Origin of the sequence: Streptomyces sp. CB01201, from assembly GCF_002803085.1 — a bacterium.
Classification (GTDB): domain Bacteria; phylum Actinomycetota; class Actinomycetes; order Streptomycetales; family Streptomycetaceae; genus Streptomyces; species Streptomyces hundungensis.
Map to the genome: position 1 here is coordinate 30,992 of NZ_NNBJ01000020.1, position 23,034 is coordinate 54,025.

23 protein-coding genes are annotated in these 23,034 nt (G+C 71.2%); 8 read left to right on the forward strand and 15 right to left on the reverse strand.

The genetic code is table 11. The features are described 5' to 3' along the window. Positions 1-62: 62 nt before the first annotated feature. Positions 63-1,256 carry a PP2C family protein-serine/threonine phosphatase gene (locus CG740_RS32280; RefSeq protein WP_100578859.1) on the reverse strand — a complete coding sequence of 398 codons (1,194 nt, stop codon included), beginning with the start codon at positions 1,254-1,256 and terminating at the stop codon, positions 63-65. After that, positions 1,253-2,911, reverse strand: coding sequence for a sensor histidine kinase (locus CG740_RS32285; protein ID WP_100578860.1), 1,659 nt, complete (start codon positions 2,909-2,911; stop codon positions 1,253-1,255). Before CG740_RS32285 ends, CG740_RS32280 begins: the two co-directional genes overlap by 4 nt. A gap of 109 nt (positions 2,912-3,020) precedes the next feature. Between CG740_RS32285 and CG740_RS32290 the strand changes: the two genes are divergently transcribed. Continuing rightward, positions 3,021-3,794: a response regulator gene (locus tag CG740_RS32290; protein WP_100578861.1), complete on the forward strand. Its 774-nt coding sequence runs from the start codon at positions 3,021-3,023 to the stop codon at positions 3,792-3,794. A gap of 49 nt (positions 3,795-3,843) precedes the next feature. Here the strand turns inward: CG740_RS32290 and CG740_RS32295 are convergent, their stop codons facing one another. Both CG740_RS32295 and CG740_RS32300 read right to left on the reverse strand, forming a co-directional pair. Beyond that, positions 3,844-4,083, reverse strand: a complete 240-nt coding sequence (locus tag CG740_RS32295; protein ID WP_100578862.1) for a hypothetical protein — start codon at positions 4,081-4,083, stop codon at positions 3,844-3,846. Between the two features lie 77 nt (positions 4,084-4,160). Then, positions 4,161-4,925, reverse strand: a complete 765-nt coding sequence (locus tag CG740_RS32300; RefSeq protein ID WP_100578863.1) for a hypothetical protein — start codon at positions 4,923-4,925, stop codon at positions 4,161-4,163. Between the two features lie 400 nt (positions 4,926-5,325). On the opposite strand from CG740_RS32300, the gene CG740_RS32305 reads away from it, so the two are divergent. Both CG740_RS32305 and CG740_RS32310 read left to right on the forward strand, forming a co-directional pair. Next, on the forward strand, positions 5,326-6,693 hold the full coding sequence (locus tag CG740_RS32305) for a magnesium transporter MgtE N-terminal domain-containing protein (RefSeq protein WP_100578864.1): 1,368 nt from the start codon (positions 5,326-5,328) through the stop codon (positions 6,691-6,693). Next, positions 6,690-7,991 carry an NRAMP family divalent metal transporter gene (locus CG740_RS32310; protein WP_100578865.1) on the forward strand — a complete coding sequence of 434 codons (1,302 nt, stop codon included), beginning with the start codon at positions 6,690-6,692 and terminating at the stop codon, positions 7,989-7,991. Before CG740_RS32305 ends, CG740_RS32310 begins: the two co-directional genes overlap by 4 nt. A gap of 101 nt (positions 7,992-8,092) precedes the next feature. On the opposite strand, the gene CG740_RS32315 is transcribed toward CG740_RS32310, so the two are convergent. Continuing rightward, complete coding sequence (locus tag CG740_RS32315) at positions 8,093-9,271, reverse strand: PP2C family protein-serine/threonine phosphatase (protein ID WP_100578866.1); 1,179 nt, start codon at positions 9,269-9,271, stop codon at positions 8,093-8,095. Positions 9,272-9,555: 284 nt separating this feature from the next. Between CG740_RS32315 and CG740_RS32320 the strand changes: the two genes are divergently transcribed. Further along, the gene (locus CG740_RS32320; RefSeq protein ID WP_324901181.1) at positions 9,556-9,918 is read left to right on the forward strand and encodes an STAS domain-containing protein; all 363 of its coding nucleotides are present in this window, start codon (positions 9,556-9,558) and stop codon (positions 9,916-9,918) included. Between the two features lie 14 nt (positions 9,919-9,932). Here CG740_RS32320 and CG740_RS32325 read toward each other — a convergent pair whose 3' ends face one another. The 4 genes from CG740_RS32325 to CG740_RS32340 all read right to left on the reverse strand — a co-directional run bounded on the left by CG740_RS32325 (position 9,933) and on the right by CG740_RS32340 (position 13,024). Further along, positions 9,933-10,376 carry a response regulator gene (locus tag CG740_RS32325; RefSeq protein ID WP_100578868.1) on the reverse strand — a complete coding sequence of 148 codons (444 nt, stop codon included), beginning with the start codon at positions 10,374-10,376 and terminating at the stop codon, positions 9,933-9,935. Next, entirely contained in the window at positions 10,373-11,896 is a 1,524-nt protein-coding gene (locus CG740_RS32330) for an ATP-binding protein (protein ID WP_324901183.1), read from the reverse strand. Before CG740_RS32330 ends, CG740_RS32325 begins: the two co-directional genes overlap by 4 nt. Before the next feature lie 95 nt (positions 11,897-11,991). After that, positions 11,992-12,336, reverse strand: a complete 345-nt coding sequence (locus CG740_RS32335) for a hypothetical protein (RefSeq protein ID WP_100578870.1) — start codon at positions 12,334-12,336, stop codon at positions 11,992-11,994. A 208-nt stretch (positions 12,337-12,544) separates the two neighbouring features. Beyond that, a complete protein-coding gene (locus tag CG740_RS32340) occupies positions 12,545-13,024 on the reverse strand; it encodes a MarR family winged helix-turn-helix transcriptional regulator (protein ID WP_234376603.1) in 480 nt (159 codons plus the stop codon). Between the two features lie 210 nt (positions 13,025-13,234). Here CG740_RS32340 and CG740_RS32345 point away from each other — a divergent pair, with 210 nt between their 5' ends. From CG740_RS32345 to CG740_RS32355, 3 genes are all read left to right on the forward strand, one after another. Further along, positions 13,235-13,522 (forward strand): hypothetical protein, encoded by a 288-nt coding sequence (locus tag CG740_RS32345; RefSeq protein ID WP_100578872.1) that lies wholly within the window; start codon positions 13,235-13,237, stop codon positions 13,520-13,522. Between the two features lie 390 nt (positions 13,523-13,912). Then, positions 13,913-14,320 carry an NUDIX hydrolase gene (locus CG740_RS32350; protein WP_159030446.1) on the forward strand — a complete coding sequence of 136 codons (408 nt, stop codon included), beginning with the start codon at positions 13,913-13,915 and terminating at the stop codon, positions 14,318-14,320. Next, positions 14,212-16,374 carry an ABC transporter ATP-binding protein gene (locus CG740_RS32355; RefSeq protein WP_100578874.1) on the forward strand — a complete coding sequence of 721 codons (2,163 nt, stop codon included), beginning with the start codon at positions 14,212-14,214 and terminating at the stop codon, positions 16,372-16,374. The genes CG740_RS32350 and CG740_RS32355 overlap by 109 nt, the downstream gene beginning before the upstream one ends. A 137-nt stretch (positions 16,375-16,511) precedes the next feature. On the opposite strand, the gene CG740_RS32360 is transcribed toward CG740_RS32355, so the two are convergent. The 4 genes from CG740_RS32360 to CG740_RS32375 are packed head-to-tail and all read right to left on the reverse strand — an operon-like array spanning position 16,512 to position 19,490. Next, positions 16,512-17,828 carry a SpoIIE family protein phosphatase gene (locus tag CG740_RS32360; protein WP_100578875.1) on the reverse strand — a complete coding sequence of 439 codons (1,317 nt, stop codon included), beginning with the start codon at positions 17,826-17,828 and terminating at the stop codon, positions 16,512-16,514. Next, on the reverse strand, positions 17,825-18,238 hold the full coding sequence (locus tag CG740_RS32365; RefSeq protein WP_100578876.1) for an anti-sigma regulatory factor: 414 nt from the start codon (positions 18,236-18,238) through the stop codon (positions 17,825-17,827). Before CG740_RS32365 ends, CG740_RS32360 begins: the two co-directional genes overlap by 4 nt. Then, positions 18,235-18,639, reverse strand: coding sequence for an STAS domain-containing protein (locus tag CG740_RS32370; protein ID WP_100578877.1), 405 nt, complete (start codon positions 18,637-18,639; stop codon positions 18,235-18,237). The genes CG740_RS32365 and CG740_RS32370 overlap by 4 nt, the downstream gene beginning before the upstream one ends. Continuing rightward, on the reverse strand, positions 18,636-19,490 hold the full coding sequence (locus CG740_RS32375) for an STAS domain-containing protein (RefSeq protein ID WP_100578878.1): 855 nt from the start codon (positions 19,488-19,490) through the stop codon (positions 18,636-18,638). Before CG740_RS32375 ends, CG740_RS32370 begins: the two co-directional genes overlap by 4 nt. 425 nt (positions 19,491-19,915) lie before the next feature. Here CG740_RS32375 and CG740_RS32380 point away from each other — a divergent pair, with 425 nt between their 5' ends. Beyond that, positions 19,916-20,077: a hydrophobic protein gene (locus tag CG740_RS32380; protein ID WP_100575597.1), complete on the forward strand. Its 162-nt coding sequence runs from the start codon at positions 19,916-19,918 to the stop codon at positions 20,075-20,077. Between the two features lie 223 nt (positions 20,078-20,300). On the opposite strand, the gene CG740_RS32385 is transcribed toward CG740_RS32380, so the two are convergent. Together CG740_RS32385 and CG740_RS32390 are read right to left on the reverse strand one after the other, a co-directional pair. Next, positions 20,301-21,434, reverse strand: coding sequence for an FAD-dependent oxidoreductase (locus CG740_RS32385; protein WP_100578879.1), 1,134 nt, complete (start codon positions 21,432-21,434; stop codon positions 20,301-20,303). Between the two features lie 59 nt (positions 21,435-21,493). Then, a complete protein-coding gene (locus CG740_RS32390; protein ID WP_100578880.1) occupies positions 21,494-22,984 on the reverse strand; it encodes an MDR family MFS transporter in 1,491 nt (496 codons plus the stop codon). Positions 22,985-23,034: the final 50 nt, after the last annotated feature.

Below are 23,034 nucleotides of genomic sequence, written 5' to 3' on the forward strand. Positions count from 1 at the left end.
CACAGACCTCTGAGCCTAGCCGAGCGTCGGCTCGGCATCCGCCCCGTTCAGCGGGGGCGCCGTCAGACGGCTCCCCAGTCGAGGCGGAGCACGGCCAGGTCGTCGGAGTGGCGTCCGGCGTTCAGTGCGTAGGTCTCCTTGATGAGACGGTCCACATGGGCGGCCGGGTCGGTCGGTGGCAGCCGGCGGATGAGGCCGAGCAGGCCTTCGACGCCGAGCCGGCCGTCCGCCGTGCCGTTGTGCCCCTCGGTGAGGCCGTCGGTGTAGAGGGTCAGCGCCCCGCTGTCGGGAAGCGGGACCACGGTGGCCGGCCAGTCGCGCTGTTCGGGCGCGATGCCCAGGGCGATGCCGTGCGCGGCGGCCACCTCCTGGGTGCCCGTCGCGGTGGTGAGCAGCGGCTCGTGGTGGCCGGCCAGGTGGAGGGTGGCGGTGCGGGTCTTCTCCTCAAGGGTGAGCAGCGCACAGGTGGCGAACAGGGTGTGGCTGTCCCGTTCGGCGATCAGGATGCGTTCCATGAGGTGCAGCAGTTCCGGGCCCCGATGTCCGCCGAGGACCAGCGAGCGCCAGGCGATGCGCAGGCACACGCCGAGCGCGGCCGCGTCCGGGCCGTGGCCGCTGACGTCGCCGACGACGGCGCACAGGAGTCCGTCGTCGCACTCGACGACATCGAGGAAGTCCCCGCCGAGCAGGGCCAGTTCGCCACCGGGGAGATAGCGCGAGGTGACCCGCACCGTGGAGGTTTCGAGGATCGGCTGCGGCAGCAGGCCCCGCTCCAGGCGGGCCATCTCCTCGGCGCGCAGCCGGGCGGCCTGCGCCTCGGCGCCGGCGCGTTCGGTCTGGCTTCGGTAGACGGCGTAGCTCACGGTGCGGCGCAGGAGCTCCGCCTCCACCTTGCCCTTGACGAGGTAGTCCTGGGCACCGGCCGCCATCGCCTCGGGGCCGGCCTGTGCCTCGGACAGGCCCGTCAGGACGATCACCGCGGTGTGCGGGGCGAGGGAGCGGACGGTGGTGACGGCGTCGGTGCCCGCCACGTCCGGGAGGTGCAGATCGAGCAGGATGCAGTCCAGGGGCGCCGCGGCCAGGTCGGCACGGGCGTCGGCCAGGCTGGACCGGCTGGTGAGTTCGAAGCGCAGGCCCGTGTCGTGGAGCAGCTCTTCGACGAGCAGGGCGTCGCCCTCGTCGTCCTCGATCAGGAGGACGCGGTACACCGGCTCCCCGGGCCGGGTGCCGTGGAGTGTGGTCGCCGAGCTGGTCATGACGTGGGCTCCGCCCCGGACCGGATCGCGGCCGGCTCCGTGCCCGCGCTCTGCCCCAACTCGGCTCCGCCGCGCGCCGGTTCGGTCTCCAGGAGCAGTCCGGCGGCTGCCGGGGGTGCTTCGGCGAGGGTGAAGGTGATGCGGGCGCCGCCCGTGTATCGCGGGTCGACGGCGATGGTGCCGCCGTGGAATTCGACGATCTTCTTGCACATCGCGAGGCCGATGCCGCTGCCGCTGTACGCGTCCTTGGTGTGCAGCCGCTGGAAGATCACAAAGACCTTCTCGGCGTACTCGGGCGCGATGCCGATGCCGTCGTCGGTGACCGAGAACCGCCACAGCCCGCCCTCCCGGGCCGCCGTGACGCGGATGCGCGGCGGTTGTCCGGGGCGGCGGAACTTGACCGCGTTGCCGATCAGGTTCTGCCACAGCATGCCCATCTGTGTGGGATCCGCGACCAGGGTCGGCAGTTCCTCACAGCTGATCTCGGCGGCCGTCTCCTCGATGCTGACGCTCAGGGCGGACAGCACGCTCTCCACCACGGCATCGAGGGCGACGCTCTCCTGGGTGTGGTGCACCCGGCCCACCCGGGAGAAGTCCAGCAGGTCGTTGATCAGGGTCTGCATGCGGTTCGCGCCGTCGACCGCGAAGGCGATGTACTGGTCGGCCTTGGCGTCGAGCCGGCCCGCGTAGCGGCGCTGGAGGAGCTGGGTGAAGCTGGAGACCTTGCGCAGCGGCTCCTGGAGGTCGTGCGAGGCCACATAGGCGAACTGTTCGAGTTCCGCGTTGGAGCGCTGGAGTTCGGCCGCCTGTACGTCCAGATGCTGCCGCGCCTGTTCACTGACCTCCAGCTCCCGCACCAGGCGCTGCCGCATCGCGTCGATCTCCCCGCTGAGGTGGCGCAGGTCCGCGGGCCCTGTCGCGACGATGGGGCGGCCGAAGTCGCCGGCCGTCACGCTGCGGGCGTCCCTGCCGAGCCGCTCCAGCGGCTTGGTGACGCCGCGGCGCATCGCTTCGAAGATCAGCCCGGCCAGCGCGGCGATGACCAGCGCGATCGCGGCGAACACCCAGTTCCGCAGCCGCATGGTGGCCGCCAGGTCATCGCGCCCGGCGTCCTGGTCGGCCCGGAGGCGCTCCTGCTGCCGTGCCATGGCGGCCCGCAGCGCGTCGAATTCCGTCTTGCCCTCCGCCGCCCGTTCGGTCGCCAGCGGCGAGGGCGCCCCGGCGGGTGAGGCCGCGATCGGCCGGGCGATCCGTGCCTGCCACGTCTCGACCGCGTCCTGGACGCCGCGCAGATCGCCGAGTTCGGCACGATCGTCGCCCACCAGCCGGGAGAGCGTGCCGATGTGCGTCTTCTGGTCGGCGAGACCCTGCTGGTACGGCCTGAGGAAATCGGGGGCGCCGGTCAGCCCGTAGCCCCGGATCCCGGTCTCCTGGTTGAGCAGCGCCGACTCCAGCCGGAACGAGGTGCTCAACGCCGGGGACTTCACCTTCACCAGGGCGTCACTGATCGAGGCCGTACGCCCCAGCACCCACGCCCCGGTCGCGCCCAGCACGGTCAGGACGGCCAACGAGACGGCCACCCCGACGCGCAGCCACCGCCGCGTAGTCCACCCGGAAAGCCGCCGCCCATGCGGTAGCTCCTCCTCGCCGGTCATCCCTGCACCCCTCCGCCTGTGCCGCCACGAATCGGCGCCGCGCACACTGTAGAGCCTCCGCGACAACAGATGTTGTCGCGGGGCCACTCAGGGGCCTAAGGTGCCAGACATGCCTGGCAAGAACTACCCATCCCGGACCTCGTCGCAGGAGACGGCCGAGGTCACGGACCGGGCGGTCGACGAACTTGCGCGGCGCATCGCCGGGCACCTGCTGCGCGATCCCGGGCAGCCGGAGGGCGATGGCACAGCGCAGGCGCTGACCCTGCTGCACGTCCTCGTCCAGGTCCAGCGGTCCGCCGAACGTCTCCAGCGGTCCGCGGCCGAGCGAGCCGCACATGCTGGAGCCGGGTACCCCCAGATCGGCGAAGCATGCGGCCTGACGCGTCAAGGTGCCCGCCGGCGTTGGCCGGAACTCTTCCACCACTCCCCCGAAGCACCCACGGAGCCATCGATGACGACCGCCCCCGCCCGCGCCTTCGACGTTCTGCTCGTCGAGGACGACATCGCCGACGCCATGCTCATCGAGGAAGCGCTCTCCGAGCGCGGAGCCCGCAATCTGGTGCAGGCCACCGACGGAGTGGCCGCCCTCGAACACCTCCGCGACCCCGCCAAGGTGCGCCCCGACCTCATCGTGCTCGACCTCAACATGCCCCGCATGAACGGCCGCGAGCTGCTCCGGGTCCTCAAGACCGACGAGGCCCTCCAGACCATTCCGGTCGTCGTCCTCACCACGTCCTCCGCCCCGGACGACGTGACCGACGCCTACAGCAGCCACGCGAACGCCTATGTGACCAAGCCGGTCAACCTCCAGGAGTTCGAGCAGGCGGTGCAGAGCATCGACGCCTTCTACCTGGAGACGGCGACCCGGCCGCCGCACAGCTGAGCGTTCGCCCCCGCCCGCCGCACGCGGGCCGGGGCCACGCCGGGGGCCCTCAGCTGCCGGGTCCGCTCGGCGCCCGGTCGATGTCCGGGTGCTTGCCCGGTTCGATGATCTTGTCGAGCACCGATCGCACCACCGTGAACGCGCCGGCCAGCTCGGCAGGCCCGGAAGCCCCCTGCGCTCCGGGAGCCGCGTCGGCCTCGGCGCGGAGCCTGGCCTCCTCCTCGATCGCCCAGTCACGGGCCCCGCGAATGCGCCGCAGGAGTTCGTCTCCGTCCACCGCGTCAGCCATGGGTGAGGTCTACCCACAACCACCCCTGGGGAAGCGGCGGTTGGGCCCCGCGGTGCCGTTGGGCTCCGGCCCCGGCCTCATCGCGGAGTGTCGGCGTCGGGGCCCGGAATCCCGTCCCTGCCGTGCTGCGTCCGGTACGAGGCGATCCACTGCTGGACGGTGGCCACGGGGAGCCGGGCGTCCTGGGCGATGGCCTGGAGCGGAACGCCGGTGCGCCAGGCGTCCACGGCCGCTCGGTGCAGGGCCGCGATACAGGCGTCGAGGTCGCCGAGAATGGCGTCGGCGGACACGTGCGGTGGCCGCTCGGTGAGGCGCTGGGCCGCTCTGCGCACCGCGCGCCGCCGCTCGATCAGCAGGATCCGGTACGCGCGGGGAGTCCGGCGGACGCGCCCTGTCGAGCCGCGGGAGCGGCACTTGCCGGCCCGCTCCGCCAGGAGCCATGCCGCATCGGCCCGCAGACCCAGCAGGCCGATGAGGCTCGGGGCGTCGTGGCCGCGCAGGGCGAGCGTCCAGGCCAGGTAGCAGGTGTTCAGGCCGGGCGGGTCGGCCCTGAGCAGCAGCGGCCGCAGGGCGTCCATCGGGAAGTGGTCCTGATGCCGCGCGTCGGGGCAAGCGGCTGCCGCCCCGGCGTCGGAGCCCGGCCATGCGCCGTTTCGGCTCGCTCGCCGGTGGGCGAGGAACAGGACCAGGCCGGCGGCGGCCGTGCCCGCCGCGGCGCTACAGAGCAGCGCCCGCGCTCCCGGCGGGGCGTACGCGAAGCCCAGCGCTTCGATCGTGGCGCAGAGACCGAGGGTCGCGGCAGCCGTACCGACCGCGCCGGGTCGGTGACGTGAGATTTTCATGCGGCAGGCCCCTGTTCGACAGCTGCCCGGATCTAAGCACCGCTTGCGCAACTAGGCAAGTGTTTCCAGTATGCTGCGGAAGCACTTCGCGCCCATCGGGGCCTCCACCGGCGGAGGTTGGGGTGTGACCGGTCCGGGCACCTCCGAGTGTCGATCCGGCCACACGGGCATGGGGTGTGACAGCGGAGCACCGGGTGCTCACGAGCGGGGGGAGGCGGGATGGACAGTGGTCCGGGCCATAGTCGGCCCTCCCTGCTGTGTTCTTCGCCGTCTCTCCGCGACACCGGATAACCGCCGCTCCCCGCGGTCCCGTTCGAGCCCCGCTCGTTCGGTTCGCGGAACGCGCCTGCCGTGACCCGGTGTTGCCCGGTCCCGCCGTGGCGGGTTCAGGGAGTTCGCCTTGTCTGCCAGCCATCTCCTCATGACCACCTCCGCGCGGCTGCGCGACCGCCGCGTCAAGCTCGCCCGCCGCGCCCTCGCCGCCAAGACGGTGCGCGGCTCCCTGGTGTCCGTGGCCGGCCTGGTCAAAGGCCCTGTCACCAACCAGGCCGGCGACGACGTCGGCCGTGTCGTCGACGTGGTCGCGCGGCTGTACGGAACCGACTCCTATCCGCCCGTGACCGGGCTCGTCATCCGGGTCGGACGCCGGCGCGCCTTCCTCCAGATCGACACGGTCGAGCAGATCGACGCCGGACGGGTACGGCTGCGGACCGCGCGGATGGATCTGCGCGAGTACGAGCGCCGACCGGGTGAGGTGCTGCTCGCCCGGGACGTGCTCGACCACCAACTCGTCGACGTGGACGGCATTCAGGTCACGCGCGCCGCCGACCTGTACCTCGCCCCGCTGGCCGAGCGCATCGTCCTGGTGGGCGTGGACGTCTCGCTGCCCACCCTGCTGCGCAGGCTGGGACCCCGGCGCTGGCAGGCCCGGCCCACGCCCGAGCGCGTACTGGACTGGCAGTCGATCGCGCCGTTCGCCGAGCACGCCACCGAAGGGCCGGCCGAGGTCAGCCTGCGCGGCACTCGCGCCTCGCTGCACCGGCTCAGGCCCGCGGACCTGGCGGACGTACTGGAGGATCTGGGCCGCGCCGAGCGGCAGCAGTTGCTGACCTGGCTCGAACCCGGTCACGCCGCAGACGCCCTGGAGGAGATGGAGCCCGGCGAGCTGGAGAACCTGCTGCGGGAGGCCGGGCCCTCGTACGCCGCTCAGATGCTGGGCGAGATGGAACCCGACGAAGCCGTCGACGCGTTGCGCGATCTGGGCGCGGGCGAGCGCTCGAACCTCCTGGACCGCATGGCCCCCACCCAGGCCACCGGGCTGCGCGGACTGCTCGCCCGCCCCGAGGACACCGCGGGCGGCGCCATGACCACGCGGCTCGTCACCGCGCTGCGCGAGCACAGCGTCGCCCGGGTCCGCGGCCGGCTCGCCGAACAGGCCGAGCACCGCACCGAGATCGACGCCGTCGCCGTCGTCGACACCGGCGGACGGCTGATCGCGGACGTACCGCTGTTCCATCTCACCGTCGCCGAGGACAGCTCGACCATGGGTGAACTGGTCGACTGGCTCGCCCAGTTCGGGCCACAGGTCGCGGTGCGCCCCGACACCCCGGTCGACGAGGTCGCCGACCATCTGCTCGCCTCGCGCGCCTCGTCCCTGCTGGTCGTCGACGAGAACGAGACCCCGCTGGGACGCCTGCTCGCCGACGACATTCTCGACGCCCTCCTGCCGGAGCGCGGGCGGCGCCACTTCCGGAGGTTCCTGCGATGACGAGCGACACGGACACCGCCGCGGAGGACACCGCCCCGCACGGCACGCGGCGGCGGACGCCCCGAACGGGGTGGCGCAGGGTGGTCGCCGTATCGGCGGTCGCGGGCCCGGGCCTCGTCGCGGCGAACGCCGGCAACGACGCGGCGGGCATCGCGACCTACGCCTCGGCCGGCTCCCAGTTCGTCTACGGCACCCTGTTCTTCATGGTGCTGGTCACCATCGCCCTGGTGATGGTCCAGGAGATGGCGGTCCGGCTCGGCGCCCACACCGGCAAGGGCCTGGGTGCTTTGATCCGCGAGCAGTTCAGCCTGCGCCTGACCGCACTCGCCCTGTGCTGTCTGCTGCTGGCCAACACCGGCCTGGTCGTCTCCGAATTCGCGGGCATCGGCGCAGCCTTCGAACTCCTCGGCGTACCCAAGTGGGCCGTCATCCCGCCGGCCGCCCTGCTGCTGTGGGCCCTGGTGCTCTTCGGCTCCTACCGATGGGCCGAACGCATCTTCCTGATCATGTCGCTGGCCTTCTTCGCCTATCCCGTCGCCATGGTCCTCGGCCATCCCGACTGGGGCCGGGTCGGCTCCCATCTGGCACTGCCCCACATGGAAAGCAGCCAGGCGTTCATCCTGCTCGCGGTCGCGCTGATCGGCACCACCGTCAGCCCCTACATGCAGTTCTACGCCGCCGCCGGAGTCGTGGACCGCGGCGCGAAGCCCGAGGACTACAAGCTCATCCGGGCCGACGCCGTACTGGGTGCCGTGTTCGCCTGCCTCATCAGCCTGACCATCATCATCGCCACCGCCGCGGTCATCGGCGGCAGCGGACCGCTGCAGTCCGCGGCCCAGGCCGCCCAAGCACTCGAACCCGTCGCCGGACAGGGCGCGGAGCTGCTCTTCGCGTTCGGCCTGATCGGCGCCTCCGCGCTGGCCGGGGCGGTGGTGCCGCTGTCGGCCAGCTATGCCATCGGCGAGGCCGCCGGGGTCGAGCGCTCGGTCTCCCGCCGCTTCCGCGACGCGCCGCTGTTCCTCGGCCTGTTCACCGCCCAGATCATCCTCGGCGCCGCCGTGGCCCTCACGCCGGTCAACGTGATCCAGCTGCTCATCGGCACCCAGGTTCTCCAGGGGCTGATCAGCCCCGTCGTCCTGGTCTATCTGCTCGTCCTCACCAACCGCCGTTCGGTCCTCGGCTCCGCGGCCAACGGACCGCGCTATCGGATCGCCGCCGCCCTGGTCGTCCTCGCCGTCGCCGCCATGTCCACCATCCTGCTCGTCCAGACCGTCCTGACGTGGCTCGGCTGGGCCTGAACGACGTACTCGGCCGCGCGGGTGGTCTGCGCGGTGCGGCGAGGGGTTGGACTGCGCGCCAACCAAAGGGGACCCGGCCGGGCGCGGTGACCGGGGCGCCGCTACTGGGCCGCGCGCTCCTCGCGGCCGAACCAGTCGAGGCAGACGACGAGTTCGTCGTCGTCCGCCGCGTCGCCCCGGTGGGCGGCCAGCTCGCCGAGGACGGCGCGCGGGACCGCGGCCGCGGGCAGCAGGCTCGCCGCTTGGATGACCCGCGTCAGGGCCCGCTCCCCGTACGCCTCGCCGAGTTGGCCGGCGGCTGCGTACACCCCGTCGCTCACGAAGATCAGCCGGTCGCCCGGGCGGACTTGGAAGCTCTGGGCGACGTAGGGCGTCTCGTCGAACATGCCCAGGGGGAACTGCGCCTCGATGGGGATGCGTTCGACGGTCTTGTCGCGCTGGCGCCACAGTTGCGGGGATCCGGCGTCGACGATCTGCACATGCCCGGTGGCGAGTTCGAAGGACAGCAGCAGGGTGGACACGTACTGGGCCCCCGCGTGCTGGGCGTAGAGGGCCTGGTCGGCGAGGGCGGCCTGATCGGCGATGCCGATGCCTGCCCGGCGGGCGTTGCGCAGGGCGTTGACGGCGAGATTGGTGAGCAGCGAGGCCTGGATGCCCTCGCCCATGCCGTTGGTGATGGTGAGGGTGAGGCTCTCGGCGGTGGTGGCCCAGTCGAAGTTGTCGCCGTGAATGGCGTAGGCCGGCTCCAGTTGGGCGCCGATCGCATACTCCTGGCGGGCGCAGGAGCGTCCTGGCAGGAGCTGCCACTGCATTTCGGCGGCCAGGGTCAGGCGGCTGGCCCGGCGGGCCTGCAAATAGAGGTCGGTGTCCCGCTCGGCGACGATGATCTCGTGCCCCAACAGCTCGGCGAGGCTGGTGAGTTCATCGACGGCCTGCGGGCTGCATCTGTGTTTGGGCAGGCGCACCGTGAGGATGCCGAGTCTGTCGCCGCGCACGGTCACGGGCAGGTGCAGGTCCACCGCGCCGTCGTGTGCGGTGTACTGGCCGAAGGGTTCCTGGCTGCCGAAGGCGCGCCCCTCGGGGCTGGTGTGCAGGGGCAGCGGCTGGGCGGTGTGGGGCAGCGCGGTGACGGGTTGCAGGACGGTGAGGCCGTAGTCGGCCATGAGGAGTTCCACGCCGAGGGCCTCGTAGTGCTGCACGAGTGCGGCGCGTGCGGCATCGAGCAGAGCGTGCGGGGGCGCACTGCGCACGGCACGTTCCACGGCCAGGAAACGGCTCACCGTCAGCCTGCCTTCGTTCAAGGGGTAGAGGTCTGGACGCAGTAGCGTACCGGCACCGCAGGGCCGTCAAGCACGTGTTTCCCGGAGTAGCGGACGCGCGACGGGCCCTTGACCTCATCATTAACTCACGAGAACTGTTGTCTTTTGGCAACGGTTGGCGCTACGGTGGGGCCAGTCGCCCGATCGGGTTGTCCTGACGGGGCCTCCCCTTTACGACTACGGGAGTTTTTGAGCTCCCCATCGGGCCTCAACCGGCTTCACCGCCACCATTCGAGGGGCCAGTTTTGGACACCCCAATCACCGATCAGCGGATGTTCCTCGTCACGTACCACAGTGCGGACACCGTCGTACTCGCCGTGCACGGCGAAGTCGACCTCGATTCGGCACAGCCCCTGCGACTGGCCCTCGACGAGGCGGCCCGCTACGGCGCCGGCCCGGTCGTGGTCGATCTGTCGGGGGTCCTGTTCGCCGACACCACCATCGTCAACACCCTGCTGCGGGCCCGCTCGGGTCTCGGGGAACGGCTGCGGCTCGCCGCCCCGTCGTGGCCCGTGCTGCGGCTGCTGCGGATCCTCGGCATGGGCAGTGTCTTCGCCATCCACACCGGCCGGGCCGCCGCGCTCCGCGACGGTCCTGTCCACGTGTAGGAACCAGCCGGCGATCAGCCCTTGGGAAGCTTCACCACGGTGACGAAGAAGTCGTCGATCTGGCGGATGGCCAGGATGAACTGGTCCAGGTCCACCGGCTTGGTGACATAGGCGTTGGCGTGCAGCTTGTAGCTGCGCAGGATGTCCTCCTCGGCCGACGAGGTGGTCAGCACGACCACCGGGATGTGGCTGAGCTCCGGGTCCGCCTTGATCTGCTCAAGCACCTGGCGGCCGTCGTACTTGGGCAGGTTCAGGTCCAGCAGGATCAGGTCCGGTGTGGGCGCTTCGGTGTGGTCTCCACGCCGGTAGAGGAAGTCGAGCGCCTCCAGGCCGTCGCGGACCACGTGGAGGGTGTTGCCGATCTTGTTGTCCTCGAACGCCTCACGGGTCATGAGTTCGTCGCCCGCGTCGTCCTCCACGAGCAGGACTTCGATGGGCTGCGGCGGGGGTGTGGTCATGAGGCGACTCCTTCGGACTGCGATGCGGACGGCTCCGGGCCCTCGGGCACGGAAACACCGGGGAGTGTGAAGACGAGCCGGGTCCCGTCCGTGTGGGCGGTGTCCACCCAGATGCGGCCGCCCCGGTGCTCGATGATTTTGCGGCATACGGCGAGGCCGATGCCAGTGCCCCCGTAGGCGTCCCTGCTGTGCAGGCGCTGGAAGATGACGAACACCTTCTCCGCGAATTCGGGGGCGATGCCGATCCCGTTGTCGGTGACGGCGAACCGGACGAAGCCGGGTTCCTCGTCCGGCTCGGCACTCACCCGGATGTGCGGAGGCCGGTCGGGGTGGCGGAACTTGACGGCGTTGCCCAGCAGGTTCTGCCACAACATGGTGATCAGGGTGGGGTCGCCGGTCACCCCCGGCAGATCGTCCGGGCAGTCGATACGGGCCCCGTGCTCCTCCACGGCGGTGGCCAGGTTGCGCAGCGCGCGGTCCACGACGGCGTTCGTGTCGAGGGCTTCGCAGGCGTCGTTGACCCGTCCGACGCGGGAGAAGGTCAAAAGGTCGTTGATGAGGGTCTGCATGCGCTTCGCGCCGTCGACGGCGAACGCGATGTACTGCGTGCCGCGCTCGTCGAGCCGGTCCCCGTACCGCTTCTCCAGGAGCTGGCAGAAGGAGGCCACCTTGCGCAGGGGCTCCTGGAGGTCGTGCGAGGCGACGTAGGCGAACTGCTCAAGTTCCGCGTTGGAGCGGCGCAGCTCGACCGCCTGGGCGTCCATGTCCGACGCCTGTTCCGCCATGACGGCTTCCCGGCGGCGGCCGGCGCCCAACTCCCCCACCACGCGAAGGCGCATGGCTTCGACCGCCTTCGACAGGGCCCGGACGTCGGCCGGCCCGTGCGCGGGGATGGGGTGGTCGAAGTCTCCGTCGGCCACCCGCCGCGAGGCCGTACGCACGTCCTCCAGCGGGCGCACGACGGTGAACTGGAGGAGCAGCGCCAGCCCCACGCCGATCAGGACGAACAGCACCAGCGCCGCGAGGAAGGTGCGGTCGCGCTGTGCGCGTACGTCGGCGAGGTCCGATTTGGCCTGCTCCTGTTCCTGCTGCAACTGCCGCAGGACGGTGGCCAGACGCGTACGGACCTGATCGAACTCGGCCTTGCCCTGCGCTACGGAGACGGTCCCCGAATGGGACCTGGTGGCGGCGACGGCGGGCTCGGCAAAGCTCTCCTGCCACTGCTTCACCGCGGCGTCGAGCGCGACGAGAGCGTCGGTCCGCATGCCCATCTCGCCCACCAGCGTGCCCAGTTGGGCCCGTGCTGCGGCTCCCGCCGGGCGGCCGCGCTCGTAGGGCACAAGGAGCGTGCCGTCCCCCGTCAGGAGATAGCCGCGCACTCCCGTCTCCTGGTCGAGCAGGGCCGCCTGGAGCTGGAAGGCGGCGGTGCGGGCCGGTGCGACGTTGTTGACGAGCCGGTCGGCCGCTTCATTGGTACGCGACAGAACGGCCGCTCCGACACCGGCCGTTACGAGCGTCATGGCCCCCATCACCCCCAGGGCGAGGAGGAACCACCTCCTGACGGTGAGCGTGCGCCACCTGGCACCGAGCGTCGATGTCCGTGTGCGTTCGGGAGTCATACCGTCCATTCGAGTAGCAGCACTGCCACGTCGTCGGCCAGGCCGCCGCCGGGTGCGTCAAGGGTCCGGGCGCCGGGCGGCCGGGGATCGAGAAGCGCACGGGGCGCTCTACCCGCCCGCAGCTGTACGGGCGCGTCCGCGAGCGACCGCGCCCGTACGAGATCGAGGGGTGGGCCGCTGTCCGGGACCATGTCCTCGACGAGCAGGGCACCGCCCGTGTCGTCCTCGATCAGCAGCACGCGCGGGCGCCCGCCCACCCGGAGCGGGTCCGCGGGGCTTCGGCCGAGCGTGCCGGTCGCGTTGTGCGGGGGCTGCCCGAGCGACACGGCCCGGGTCGGCACATCGGGTCTCCCCGGTGCCGGTTCCGGGCGGGTTTCAGGGCTGATCCCCATGGCAGGATGTCTCCTCTCGCCACGGGCACCGCGACCCATGCGGCCGCCCGACACGTCCGCGACGAGACTAGGGCGATCAGTTGTCTTTTCGCAACAATTGCCCTCGCCAGGTATCCGGTAGGGCAGTACGCACCGGCGCTCGGGCCGGAAAGCCGCTTCAGGCAGGGCGCGCGATCCTCAGTCGGGGCTCGTCCACTGGGTCCTGCGGCGCCGTCCGGCGCACGTCCTCGGTGGCTCCGTCGACGGCCCCGGCCGCCGCCTCCCGGAACGCGATCAACCCCTTGGCCAGGTGCTCCAGCGCCTCCGGCGCCATCGCGCCGAGGACGGGCTGAAGTTCATGCATTTCGCGGCGGCGCACCTCGTCGAGCAGCGCACGGCCCTGCCGGCTGAGATACAGCTCCAGCTCCCGGCGACTGGCGGTGCTGAGGCGCCGCTCGATGAGGCCCGCGGCCTCCAGGCGGTCGCACAGGCGGCTCGTGGCCGGCGCGCTCGATCCCAGCGCCTGGCCGAGGGCCCGCAGATTGCCGCCCTCAAGGCGCTCGATCGCCACCAGGGCGCGCGTCTGCGAGGCCGACACCGGTCCGGCCGGCGCCTTCGCCTGGGCCCTACCGAACAGCACACCGAGCAGCCCACTCACCTCTGCCGCGGTGTCCGCTGCCTTCTGTGATGGAGAGGTAGAGCCTGGACGCATTGTTCCACTGTGCCATCCGCGAGCCCACCGTGTCAGCCCTTGGCCAGAAGCCCGCACGGCCCGGGCCGCGCATCGGCCTCGCGTCGGCTCCGCGTCGGCACTGCACCGGGTCGCGCGGAGGCCGCTGCCCGCCGAGGAGCGTGAGACCATCCGCCCATGAGCGACGGCCCGGAAGTGAGTGCTCTGGCGATCAACGTCACGGTCCCCGAGGCGCTTCGCTGGACGGACACGCGACGCGGCCAGGAGTTCACACTGACCACGCTCAACATCCGGCTCCTCCCCGACGGCCGCCTCGCCGCCAAGGCCTACGGACGACCGGTCGGCGGTGGCCGGGGCGCCTATGTCTCCTTCCCCGTGCCCGAGCGGCCCGAGCTGGCGGCTCTGATCGCCGACGCCGCCGGCCGCGCCGCCGGATGGTGGGCCGCCCATCGGGGCCTCGGCTGAACCGGGTGCTCCGCGTTCGGAAAGGGCCTTTCAGGGCAGGCCCGTTCACCTTCAGCACGATCGTGGTGCCCGGCGAATTCGGCAGGCCAAGGAGGCGCCAGCCGTACCAGTCCTACCGATCCGCCGGGCGTCGCTGCGGGCGTGCGGGCACACCCCGCGCAATCACCGGTTCGGGTGGCCGACCCCTCAGGAGTGAATCGAACGCAAGATCACGGACTCGCGGCCCGTCGCCACGGCCCCCCGAGCCGACGGGGAACATTGTGGCGAGGATTCGCCCTCGCATCACCGTTACGCATGACGGACCCGGCGAGTTTTCCGAGCACCTGTCCGTGCTGATGCCACCGGAGGAGCCCTGTGCGAACCCATCCCAATATCGTCGGTGTACATCTCGTGTTCGAGCATGCCGGCCACGTCCTCCTCCAGCGGCGCTCCCCCAACTCCCCCTTCGCGCCCGGCTCCTGGCATGTGCCGGCCGGCCACCTGGAAGAGGAGTCGGCCACCGCATGCGCGGTGAGGGAGTCGCGCGAAGAACTCGGGGTGACCATCGAGCCGGGGGACCTCAGGCTCGTGCATGTGCTCCACCACCGTCACACGAGCACCGGTACGCCCCGAATGCAGCTCTTCTTCCGCGTCCTGCGCTACCAGGGCACCCCCAGGATCTGCGAGCCCGACCGGCACACCGCACTGGAATGGCACCGCTACACCGCCCTGCCCTCGCCGCTCGTCGACTACACCGCCGTGGCACTCACGGCCATCGCCGTCGGCCGCCCGTACGCCGCGATGGGGTGGGCCGCTTGAGCGCCGGGCCGAAGCGGAAGCCTGAGCAGCAGGTCCTGGACGAGCAGGCGTCGACCTCGTCCGAGGAGGCACTGTTCGGCGGGTCGCTCCGCTACGACCTGGGCTGGAACAAGCACGACGAGGCCTTCCTGGAGCTGAACCTGCGGGCCATGCTGGCCCGGCTCCCCCGGCTGATCGCGCTCACGGTGAAGCTGGCCTGGCAGGCCGACCGGCAGGCACTGCGGCTGGTCGCCGGGGCCGAGGCCGGGCGGGGCATCTGCCAGGCCATCGGCCTGGTCGCCGTCAACCAGGCCCTCGCGCACCTGCTCACCGGCGGCACGACGGCCCAGCGTCTGACCGCGGCGAGCGGCGCGATCGCGACGGCCGCGATCACCGCGGCGTTCGGCGCGGTGCTGCGTTCCGTGTCGACGGCCGGTACCGGACGGCTGGAGCCGAAGGTCGAGCGGGTGGCGACCGAGCAGTACCTCCGGCACACCGCGGCGGTGGAGCTGGCGGCTATCGAGGACGACGCGTTCCACCGGCTGCTCGACAGTGCCTCCTACGGAGCAGGCTCAGCGCGGCGCCTGGTGAAGTACGTCCAGAACATCGTCACCGGCCTCATGTCCCTGGCGGCCGCCGCGGGTGTACTCGCGGTGCTGCACCCCTTGTTGATCGTGCTGCTCATCGCCATGACGGTGCCCAGCTCCTGGGCCGCCCTGACCGTGGCCCGGCGTCGCTACGCCTCGTTCCAGACCTGGGTCCAGCACTCGCGGGCCGGACAGCTGATCAGCAGGCTCCTGATGTCCAACGAGGCCGCCGCCGAGATCCGCGTCCACGATGTCGGTCCGTATCTGCTGGCCCACTTCCGGCAGATGTCGATGGACCAGGAGGCCGAACAGCGCAGGCTCGCCCATCTCGCCGCCCGGACCGGCCTCATCGCCGCCGGCTGGACGGGGCTGGCCACCGCCGCGGCGTACGCCACTCTCGGCGGGCTGCTGTGGAGCGGGGCGATGGCCCTGTCCGTCGGCGGCACCGCGATCCTCGCCATCCGCACGGGGTCGTCCAGCCTGTCCAACCTCGTGCTCCAGATCAACTACTGCCACGAGGAGAGCCTGTTCGTCGCCGACCTGCACGAACTGTGCGCCGAGGCCACCGTACGGGCGATCCCCACCGGCGGCCGGGCCCTCCCGGAGAAGCCGCGCGAAATCCGCTTCGAGAACGTGGTGTTCACCTACCCGGGCAAGAGCGACTCTCCGGAACCGGTCGAGGGGAGGAAGGCACTCGACGGCGTCGACCTCACCATCCCCACCGGGAAGATCGTCGCCCTGTGCGGAGAGAACGGCTCCGGCAAGTCCACCCTGGTGAAACTTCTCGCGGGCCTCTACCAGCCCGACGCCGGACGCATCCTGTGGGACGACGTCGACACCCGCACCGCCGACCGCCAAGAACTCGTCTCCCGTATCGCCATGGTCGGCCAGGACTTCTACAAGTGGCCGTTCACCGCCGAGGTCAACATCTGCATCGGCCGCGCCGACGTTCCGGCGAGCACCGAGCGCCGTGACCGCGCGGCCCGCTACGCAGGCGCCGAAAAGGTCGTAGCCGACCTGCCCAACGGCTGGAAGACCCTGCTCGCCCGCGGCTACAAGGGCGGTCACAATCCCTCCGGCGGCGAATGGCAACGCCTGGGCATCGCCCGCGCGCACTTCCGCCGCGGGGAGATCCTGATCGTCGACGAGCCGACCTCCGCGCTGGACGCCAAGGCCGAGCAGAAGCTGTTCGACGAGTTCCGCAGCCTCGCCGACGAGGGGCAGACCGTCGTCCTGATCACCCACCGCCTCGGCTCCGTCCGTACCGCCGACCTCATCCACGTCCTCGACCAGGGCCGGGTCGTCGAGAGCGGCACCTTCACCGAACTCCTCTCCGACCGGGCCGCCGGTGTGTTCCGCGGCCTGTACGAACTCCAGGCCGCGCAGTACCGGCCGACGGCCGCAGGGAGCATTCCACATCCGTCGAGTCCGTCGAGTCCGTCCAGTTCGGCAAGTCCGGCGACTCGGGAGGAGTCGAGCCCATCGTGACCGTCAGAGCCGTCAGGGCCGTCAGTGTGCTCAGGGCCCTCAGGGCCCTCAGGGCCGTCGCAGCCGTCGCGGAGAGAAGTCAGGCCGTCGCACGGCCGTCACCGCCATCAGCCCCTGCCCTCGGGCGGCGGTCGGCTTCAGCGGGGAGACCGGGCGATGACGACGCTGGCGTCGTCGCGGCGCGTCCCGGCCTGGCGGAGCAGGCCGGTGGCGAGCACCGCGGGCGGGTGGTGCAGCAGGCCCGCCAGGTCGGCGGCGCTCCAGCGTTCGCTCAGCCCGTCGGAGTGCATGACCAGGACACCCGCGGCGGGCAACTGGGCTTCGTAGGTGCGCAGTTGACGCATCTGGTGGCCGACGATGCCGGGGTGGGACATCAGCGTGGTGCGGTCGGCCGTGGTGACCAGGGCGGCCGTGATGTTGCCGATGCCACAGAACAGCAGCCGCCCGTCCGGTTCCAGGCGCGCGATGGCCACGGCGGCGCCGCGGGTCCCGCGCAGCGCCCGGTGCACTTCCTCCATCACCTTCTCGGGGGTGCGTCCCGTCGCGGTACGAAAGGCCTGGACGGCGGCCTGCGCGGCGAGTGCGGCTTGCGGGCCGTGGCCGAGCCCGTCGCAGGACATGACGAGCAGGCCCGCCCCGCCCCCCGGCGAGGCGGCCCGCACCGGGGTGGTCCGCCCGGTCGAGACCGTCCGGGCATCGTCCGGGCCGGGCCGGCCAGGTGCCTCCGGTCGGGCACCGGCGGGGCGCGGGTCGATCGAACGCGACTGCTGTGAAAGGGGGTTGGTCAGAGCCGACCAGCTCGGGCGGCCCTCTGCGGACGGGCCGTGCGGGGGCGTCCCGTCGCCCCGCGGCCCGGCCGAGGGTGCCCGGCCGCGGACGGTTGGCAGGGAGCCGCTGTCGGTGCGGGCGGCCCAGGCGTCACCGCAGGTCTGTTCGCCACTGATCGGGCGAGTGACACCTGCCACGGCCGGTTCGGCCCGCGCGGCCGACGGCGCCGGACGCGGCCAGAAGCGGGCGAGTTGGATCGTGCCCGTACCGGGCCGGGAGTGGATGTCGTAGCTGTCGGCGAGGCGTTGGACCGCGCCGAGGCCGATGCCCAGGGTGCCGCTGGTCGACATCCCGTCGCGCAGGGCGGCCGGGATGTCGGCCATGCCGGGCCCGCTGTCGACGGCGATCACCTCCACCCCGGCCGTCACTCCGATCCCGGCCGCCGCCTCCGCTCCGGACTCCGCATGCGTGCGCAGCACGCGCAGCAAGAGGGAGCCGTCGACGGCGTGCTTGGTGAGGTTGCCTGCCAACTCGGCCACCGCCAGCACCAGTTGGGCGGTCCGCTGCTCATCGAGGCCGATCCTGCGGCCCAGCGCGGCGGCCGCGCCGCGGGCGGCCTCGGGCTGGTCGCGGAACCAGGCCACGTCCTCGCAGTCCACCAGCACCGGTGAACGGGTGACGGTCATCGGCCCCACTTGGTGATGGTGACGGTGGTGCCCGCTCCCGGCGTCGTGTCCAGGACGAAGTCGTCGACCAGGCGTTTGGAGCCGGACAGACCGAGCCCCATACCGGTGCCCGAGGTCCAGCCGTCGGTCAGCGCGAGGTCGACGTCCGCGATGCCCGGTCCCCGATCGGCGAAGGCCAGGCGCACGCCACGCCGGCCGCGTTCCTCCAGCAGGAGGGCGGTCATGGTGCCGCCTCCGCCGTGGACGAGGGTGTTGCGGGCCAGTTCGCTCGCGGCCGTGATCAGCTTGGTCTGGTCGACCAGGGAGAGCCGGCACTGCTGGGCGAGTGCGCGCACCTGCTGGCGTGCCTGCACGACACCGGCGGTGGTGGTGATCTCCAGTACCTCCGAGGTACGGGAGGCGCCGCTCATGCGCCGGCCGCGACATCCGGCGCGATGCCCTCGTGCCCTCGCTCGGCGTGGTCGTCCTCCAGCATCCGCAACCCCTTGTCCAAGGTCAGCGCGGTCCGCACGCCACCGAGGGAGAGGCCGAGTTCGACCAGGGTGATGGCGACGGCAGGCCGCATGCCCACCAGGACGGTCCCCGCGTCGAGCAACCGGGACAGCGAGGCGATGGTGGCCAGCATCCGCCCCACGAACGAGTCGACGATCTCCACGGCGGTGATGTCGATGACCACCCCGTGCGCACCGCTGTCCACCACGGCCTGGGCCAGATCGTCCTGGAGCAGCAGCACGGCCTGGTCGTCCAGGTCGGTCTGGATGGACACCAGCAGCACCTGCCGGATCCTCAGGATGGGAACCCGCTCGCTCACCGGGCACCGGCCTGCGGCGCGGTACGGGAGACCGTGTTGCCGGTGCGGCGCAGCGCATGGCGCAGGGCGTCGGCGAGCGTGGCCTTGGTGACGATGTCCCCGAAGTCGATGCCGAGGGCGACGATGGTCTGGGCGATCCCCGGACGGATGCCGGAGATCGTGCACTCGGCGCCCATCAGACGGGCCGCGACGACCGTCTTCAGGAGGTGCTGGGCCACTTCGGTGTCCACGGTCGGCACACCGGTGATGTCGATGATGGCCTGCTCCGACCCGGTGTCGATGAGCGCCTGGAGCATCTTCTCCATGACCACCATGGTGCGTGCCGAGTCCAGGGTGCCCACGAGCGGGACGCCGATCACGTTGTCCCACAGCTTCACGACCGGGGTCGAGAGTTCGAGCAGCTGCTCGGCCTGCGCGGAGATCAGCTCTTCGCGGGTGCGGGCGTAGACCTCGATGGTGAACAGGCCGAGGGTGTCAAGGAGACCGGCGAACTCCAGGTACGCCTCGACGTCGCCGTCCTCACCGGCCAGTGACGGTTCCAGAACCTGCTTGAGCGCGAACACGCTCACCGCGGTCTCGGTGGGAGTGAAGCCCTGGAGGGCCCGGTTGCGGGAGAGTTCGGTCAGCAGCGCGCGTACCTCACCGAACGCTTCGCCGTGCCCGTCCAGACTCCCGTCGGCCAGCGCGGCGACCAGAGCGGTGTAGATCTCCCGCAACTCGCGCTCGACCTCGGCACGGGCCACCCGTCCGCCCAGCGAACCGGTCACCCTCTCCGCCCACTCGGCGCCCAGATCCTCTCCCCGGACCGACAGGAGACCGATCAAACGTTCCGAAACATGCTTGTCAGCCACAGGGCCTCCCTCTTCCAAGGGATCAAGCGACCCCACCGGAACTTTAAGCCATCCGAGTGGGCGAGGTGGTCGCCCTCCTGCGGCATCCGGCCGACCGACCCGGAGGTCTCGCGACGGCAACTCCGCCGGCGCCGTGTCCCGCCTGATGTGGCCGGCCGTCTCGCGGAGAAGGCTTTCGGCTCCGACGACCGCTTCAACTCCCCGAGAGGCAGATCACGTTCGCGATACCTGGCGCACAACTCGCGCCCGGTGACGCGAGTCGGATTCCGCGGATCCGGTGTGGTCCCGCGGCGAGCCCCGGTGCGCCCCCGTGGCGAGCCGAAGAAGCATGACCATTTGCCCGGTCAAGAATCTTGTAAACAGTAGCCGCGAACCGGTGTGGGCCGCCTCGGCGGGGGCATTCGGTGGCTCGGAGGTTGATAACTATGGTTCCCCTGCTTCTCGTTCTTCTACTGGCTCTGATCCTCTTCGGTGCGGGCTTCGCCCTGAAGGCCCTGTGGTGGATCGCGATCATCGTGCTCGTCGTCTGGCTGGTCGGCTTCGTCGCCCGCCCCAAGGGAGGAAGCGGCCGCTGGTACCGCTGGTAATTCGCGGCCGCGAAATAGCTGAATTGTGGGCTCCCCGCCAAAACAAGGCGGGGAGCCCACAGGCATGTCATCGCGGGAATTCACCTGCACCGGAACACTCGGTACGTAAAACTCGCTACGTAAATGGGTGGACGTATTTCCCGGAAACGGGTCCGGGCATCCCGTGACCGGGATCATGTTCGTGGCGGCGCCCGGACCGGCGGCCGGTTGCGGCGCCGGGTTCTCAGTGCGCGCTGTCTGTGACGAAGTCGGGCAGCTCCGCCGAGAGGAGTTCCTCGGCGCCGTGGTCCAGGAGCCTCTGCCACGCGTGGGAGCGGGGCACCATCGTCGCCTCGTAGGCGTGGACGGCCTCGGCCACGGTGCCGCTGTTCGCGAGGGCGAGGGCGAGTTCGCAGCCGTCGAGTATGGCGAGATTGACCCCGACGCCGAGCGGCGGCATGAGGTGGGCCGCGTCGCCGAGCAGGGTGACGGCCGGGTTCTGTTCCCAGGTGTGCGGTACCGGCAGGGCGTGGAGGGGGCGGTGGATGTAGGGGCCGTCGTGGTCGGTGATCGTGCGGCGCAGCCGGGGCGACCAGTCGCGGTACCGGTCGAGGAGGAGCGCGCGGATGCCGGCCGTGTCCTCAACGGTCAGCCCGGCGTCGGCGATCCAGTCGGCGGGGACGCGCTGGATGAAGTAGACGCGGAGGTGGTCGCCGCTGTTGCGCTGGGCGAACAGGCCGCGCTCGCCGTCGGACACGCCGGCACTGCCCTGGCCGACGAGTTCGGCGATGTCGGGGTGCCGGTGCTGGATGTCGTGGAACCAGGCTTCGAGGAAGCTGACGCCGCTGTAGTCGGGCGTGGCGTCGGAGACGGCACGACGGACCTTGGACCAGGCGCCGTCGGCGCCGATGACGAGGTCGGCCTCAAGGGTGGTCCCGTCGGCGAAGTGCAGTCGGCGGGGGCCTTCGGCGGGCCCGTCGACGGAACGCAGGGCGTGGCCCCAGCGCACTGTGCCGGGCTCAAGGGAGTTGAGGAGGAGGTCGCGAAGGTCGCCGCGGTCGATCTCGGGCTTGAAGCGTTCGTCCGCTTCGGGGGCGTGGTGGAAGAGGAGGTTCCCGCTCGGATCCAGCTGGCGCATCTCCTGTCCCTCCGGGCGGCACAGCCGGAGGAACTCCTCCAGGAGCCCGGCTTCGCGCAGGGCGAGTTGGCCGCTGTCCTCGTGCAGGTCGAGCGAGCCGCCCTGGTCGCGGAACCCGGGGCCGCTCTCGGCGTCGTGGACGGTGACGGCGATGCCGTGCCGCTGAAGGACGCGGGCACAGGTCAGGCCGCCGGGGCCGGCGCCGATGACCGCGATGCGGGGGGTGTGAGTGGTGTTCATGGTGCGCTCCCTTCATGCCGCGTACGGCGGGACTGCGGAGTACGCGGGGCGGAGAGGGTTCAGTGGACCGCGCCGGCCGAAGCGTTCTCGGCCACGACGGGGGCGGGCGGGCCCGCCTTCTTGAGCGGTACTTCGATGACGAAGAGCGCCGCCGCGAAGGCGAGCGCGCAGACGACCGCGCCGAGCGCGAAGATGTGGCCGGTGCCGTTCGTGACCGCGGCAAGGTGGGCGGCCTTCGGGCCGGTGGACGGGGCGGACCGCACGGCGCGGGTGAACAGCGAGCCGAAGACGGCGACGCCGAGGGATCCGCCCAGCGTGCGGAAGAGGTTGACCGAGCTCATCGCGGCGCCCATGTCCCGCAGCGGGACGCTGTTCTGCGCGATGGTGCCCGCCATCTGGAGAGTGAAGCCCAGGCCGATGCCGACGAGGACCATGTACACGCTGGTCACCAGAGACGACGTGGTGGTGCTCATGGTGGCCAGGAGGCCGAGTCCGGCTGTGAGGAAGAGGGTGCCGACCACCGGGAAGACCTTGTACTTGCCGGTGGCGGACATCGCCTTTCCGGCGAGGGTGGAGACGATCACGACGGGGATCATCATCGGCAGCATCAGCAGCCCGGAGTTCGTGGCCGAGGCGCCCTGGACCGTCTGCTGGAACAGCGGCAGGTACAGGCCCGCGCCGAACATGACCACTCCGGCCGCGAGGATCATGACCATCGAGAGCGGGAAGTTGCGGTGGTTGGTGAAGACCGTCAGCGGCAGCAGCGGCTCGGCGGCCCGCTGCTCCACGAGCACGAAAGCGGCGAGTCCGATCGCGGCAGCGGCCGCGAGCGACAGGATCTGCCAGGACCCCCAGGCGTAGCTGACGCCCGCCCAGGTGGCCGCGAGGACGACGGCGGTGATGGAGAACGTCAGCAGGACGATGCCCGCCCAGTCGATCCTCGCCTCGATGCGCCTGGCCGGGACGTGGAGCCGCAGCCAGAGCCAGACCAGGGCGACCAGGCCGAGCGGCAGGTTGACGTAGAAGGCCCAGCGCCAGTCGAAGTGGCCGGTGACGAACCCGCCGAGCAGCGGGCCGCCGATGGTGCCGATGGCCATGACGGACGCGGTCATGCCCTGGTACTTGCCGCGTTCGCGCGGCGGTACGAGCGCCCCGATCAGCGCGAACGCGCCCGCGCCGATGCCGCCGGCGCCGATGCCCTGCACGACGCGGAAGGCGATGAGCTGGCCCATGGACTGGGACGCCCCGCACAGCGCGGAGCCGACGATGAACACAGCGATCGAGGCCAGATACATGGGCTTGCGCCCGAACAGATCGCCGGACTTGCCCCAGACGGGCGTGGTCACCGCGGTGACCAGCGTGTAGGCGGTGACGACCCAGGAGATGTGGTCGAGGCCCCCGAGGTCGCCGACGATCGTCGGCATCGCGGTGCTGACGACCATGTTGTCGAGCATCGACAGCAGCATCGCGAGCATCACGCCGAGCAGTACCCAGCGCACGTTCTTCGGGACCGCGGGCGGGGCGGGCGGGAGGGATGTGGTCGTGGACATGACGGATCACTCCTTTCGGGCAGGAGGGTGGAGAAACGGAAGGGAAAGGG

What these genes read in the sequence shown, in the direction of transcription:
- CG740_RS32280 (WP_100578859.1), bottom strand. Translation starts at nt 1,256, where the DNA reads ATGACCAGCTCGGCGACCACACTCCACGGCACCCGGCCCGGGGAGCCG.
- CG740_RS32285 (WP_100578860.1), bottom strand. Translation starts at nt 2,911, where the DNA reads ATGACCGGCGAGGAGGAGCTACCGCATGGGCGGCGGCTTTCCGGGTGG.
- CG740_RS32290 (WP_100578861.1), top strand. Translation starts at nt 3,021, where the DNA reads ATGCCTGGCAAGAACTACCCATCCCGGACCTCGTCGCAGGAGACGGCC.
- CG740_RS32295 (WP_100578862.1), bottom strand. Translation starts at nt 4,083, where the DNA reads ATGGCTGACGCGGTGGACGGAGACGAACTCCTGCGGCGCATTCGCGGG.
- CG740_RS32300 (WP_100578863.1), bottom strand. Translation starts at nt 4,925, where the DNA reads ATGAAAATCTCACGTCACCGACCCGGCGCGGTCGGTACGGCTGCCGCG.
- CG740_RS32310 (WP_100578865.1), top strand. Translation starts at nt 6,690, where the DNA reads ATGACGAGCGACACGGACACCGCCGCGGAGGACACCGCCCCGCACGGC.
- CG740_RS32325 (WP_100578868.1), bottom strand. Translation starts at nt 10,376, where the DNA reads ATGACCACACCCCCGCCGCAGCCCATCGAAGTCCTGCTCGTGGAGGAC.
- CG740_RS32330 (WP_324901183.1), bottom strand. Translation starts at nt 11,896, where the DNA reads ATGACGCTCGTAACGGCCGGTGTCGGAGCGGCCGTTCTGTCGCGTACC.
- CG740_RS32345 (WP_100578872.1), top strand. Translation starts at nt 13,235, where the DNA reads ATGAGCGACGGCCCGGAAGTGAGTGCTCTGGCGATCAACGTCACGGTC.
- CG740_RS32355 (WP_100578874.1), top strand. Translation starts at nt 14,212, where the DNA reads ATGGCACCGCTACACCGCCCTGCCCTCGCCGCTCGTCGACTACACCGC.
- CG740_RS32360 (WP_100578875.1), bottom strand. Translation starts at nt 17,828, where the DNA reads ATGACCGTCACCCGTTCACCGGTGCTGGTGGACTGCGAGGACGTGGCC.
- CG740_RS32365 (WP_100578876.1), bottom strand. Translation starts at nt 18,238, where the DNA reads ATGAGCGGCGCCTCCCGTACCTCGGAGGTACTGGAGATCACCACCACC.
- CG740_RS32380 (WP_100575597.1), top strand. Translation starts at nt 19,916, where the DNA reads ATGGTTCCCCTGCTTCTCGTTCTTCTACTGGCTCTGATCCTCTTCGGT.
- CG740_RS32385 (WP_100578879.1), bottom strand. Translation starts at nt 21,434, where the DNA reads ATGAACACCACTCACACCCCCCGCATCGCGGTCATCGGCGCCGGCCCC.
- CG740_RS32390 (WP_100578880.1), bottom strand. Translation starts at nt 22,984, where the DNA reads ATGTCCACGACCACATCCCTCCCGCCCGCCCCGCCCGCGGTCCCGAAG.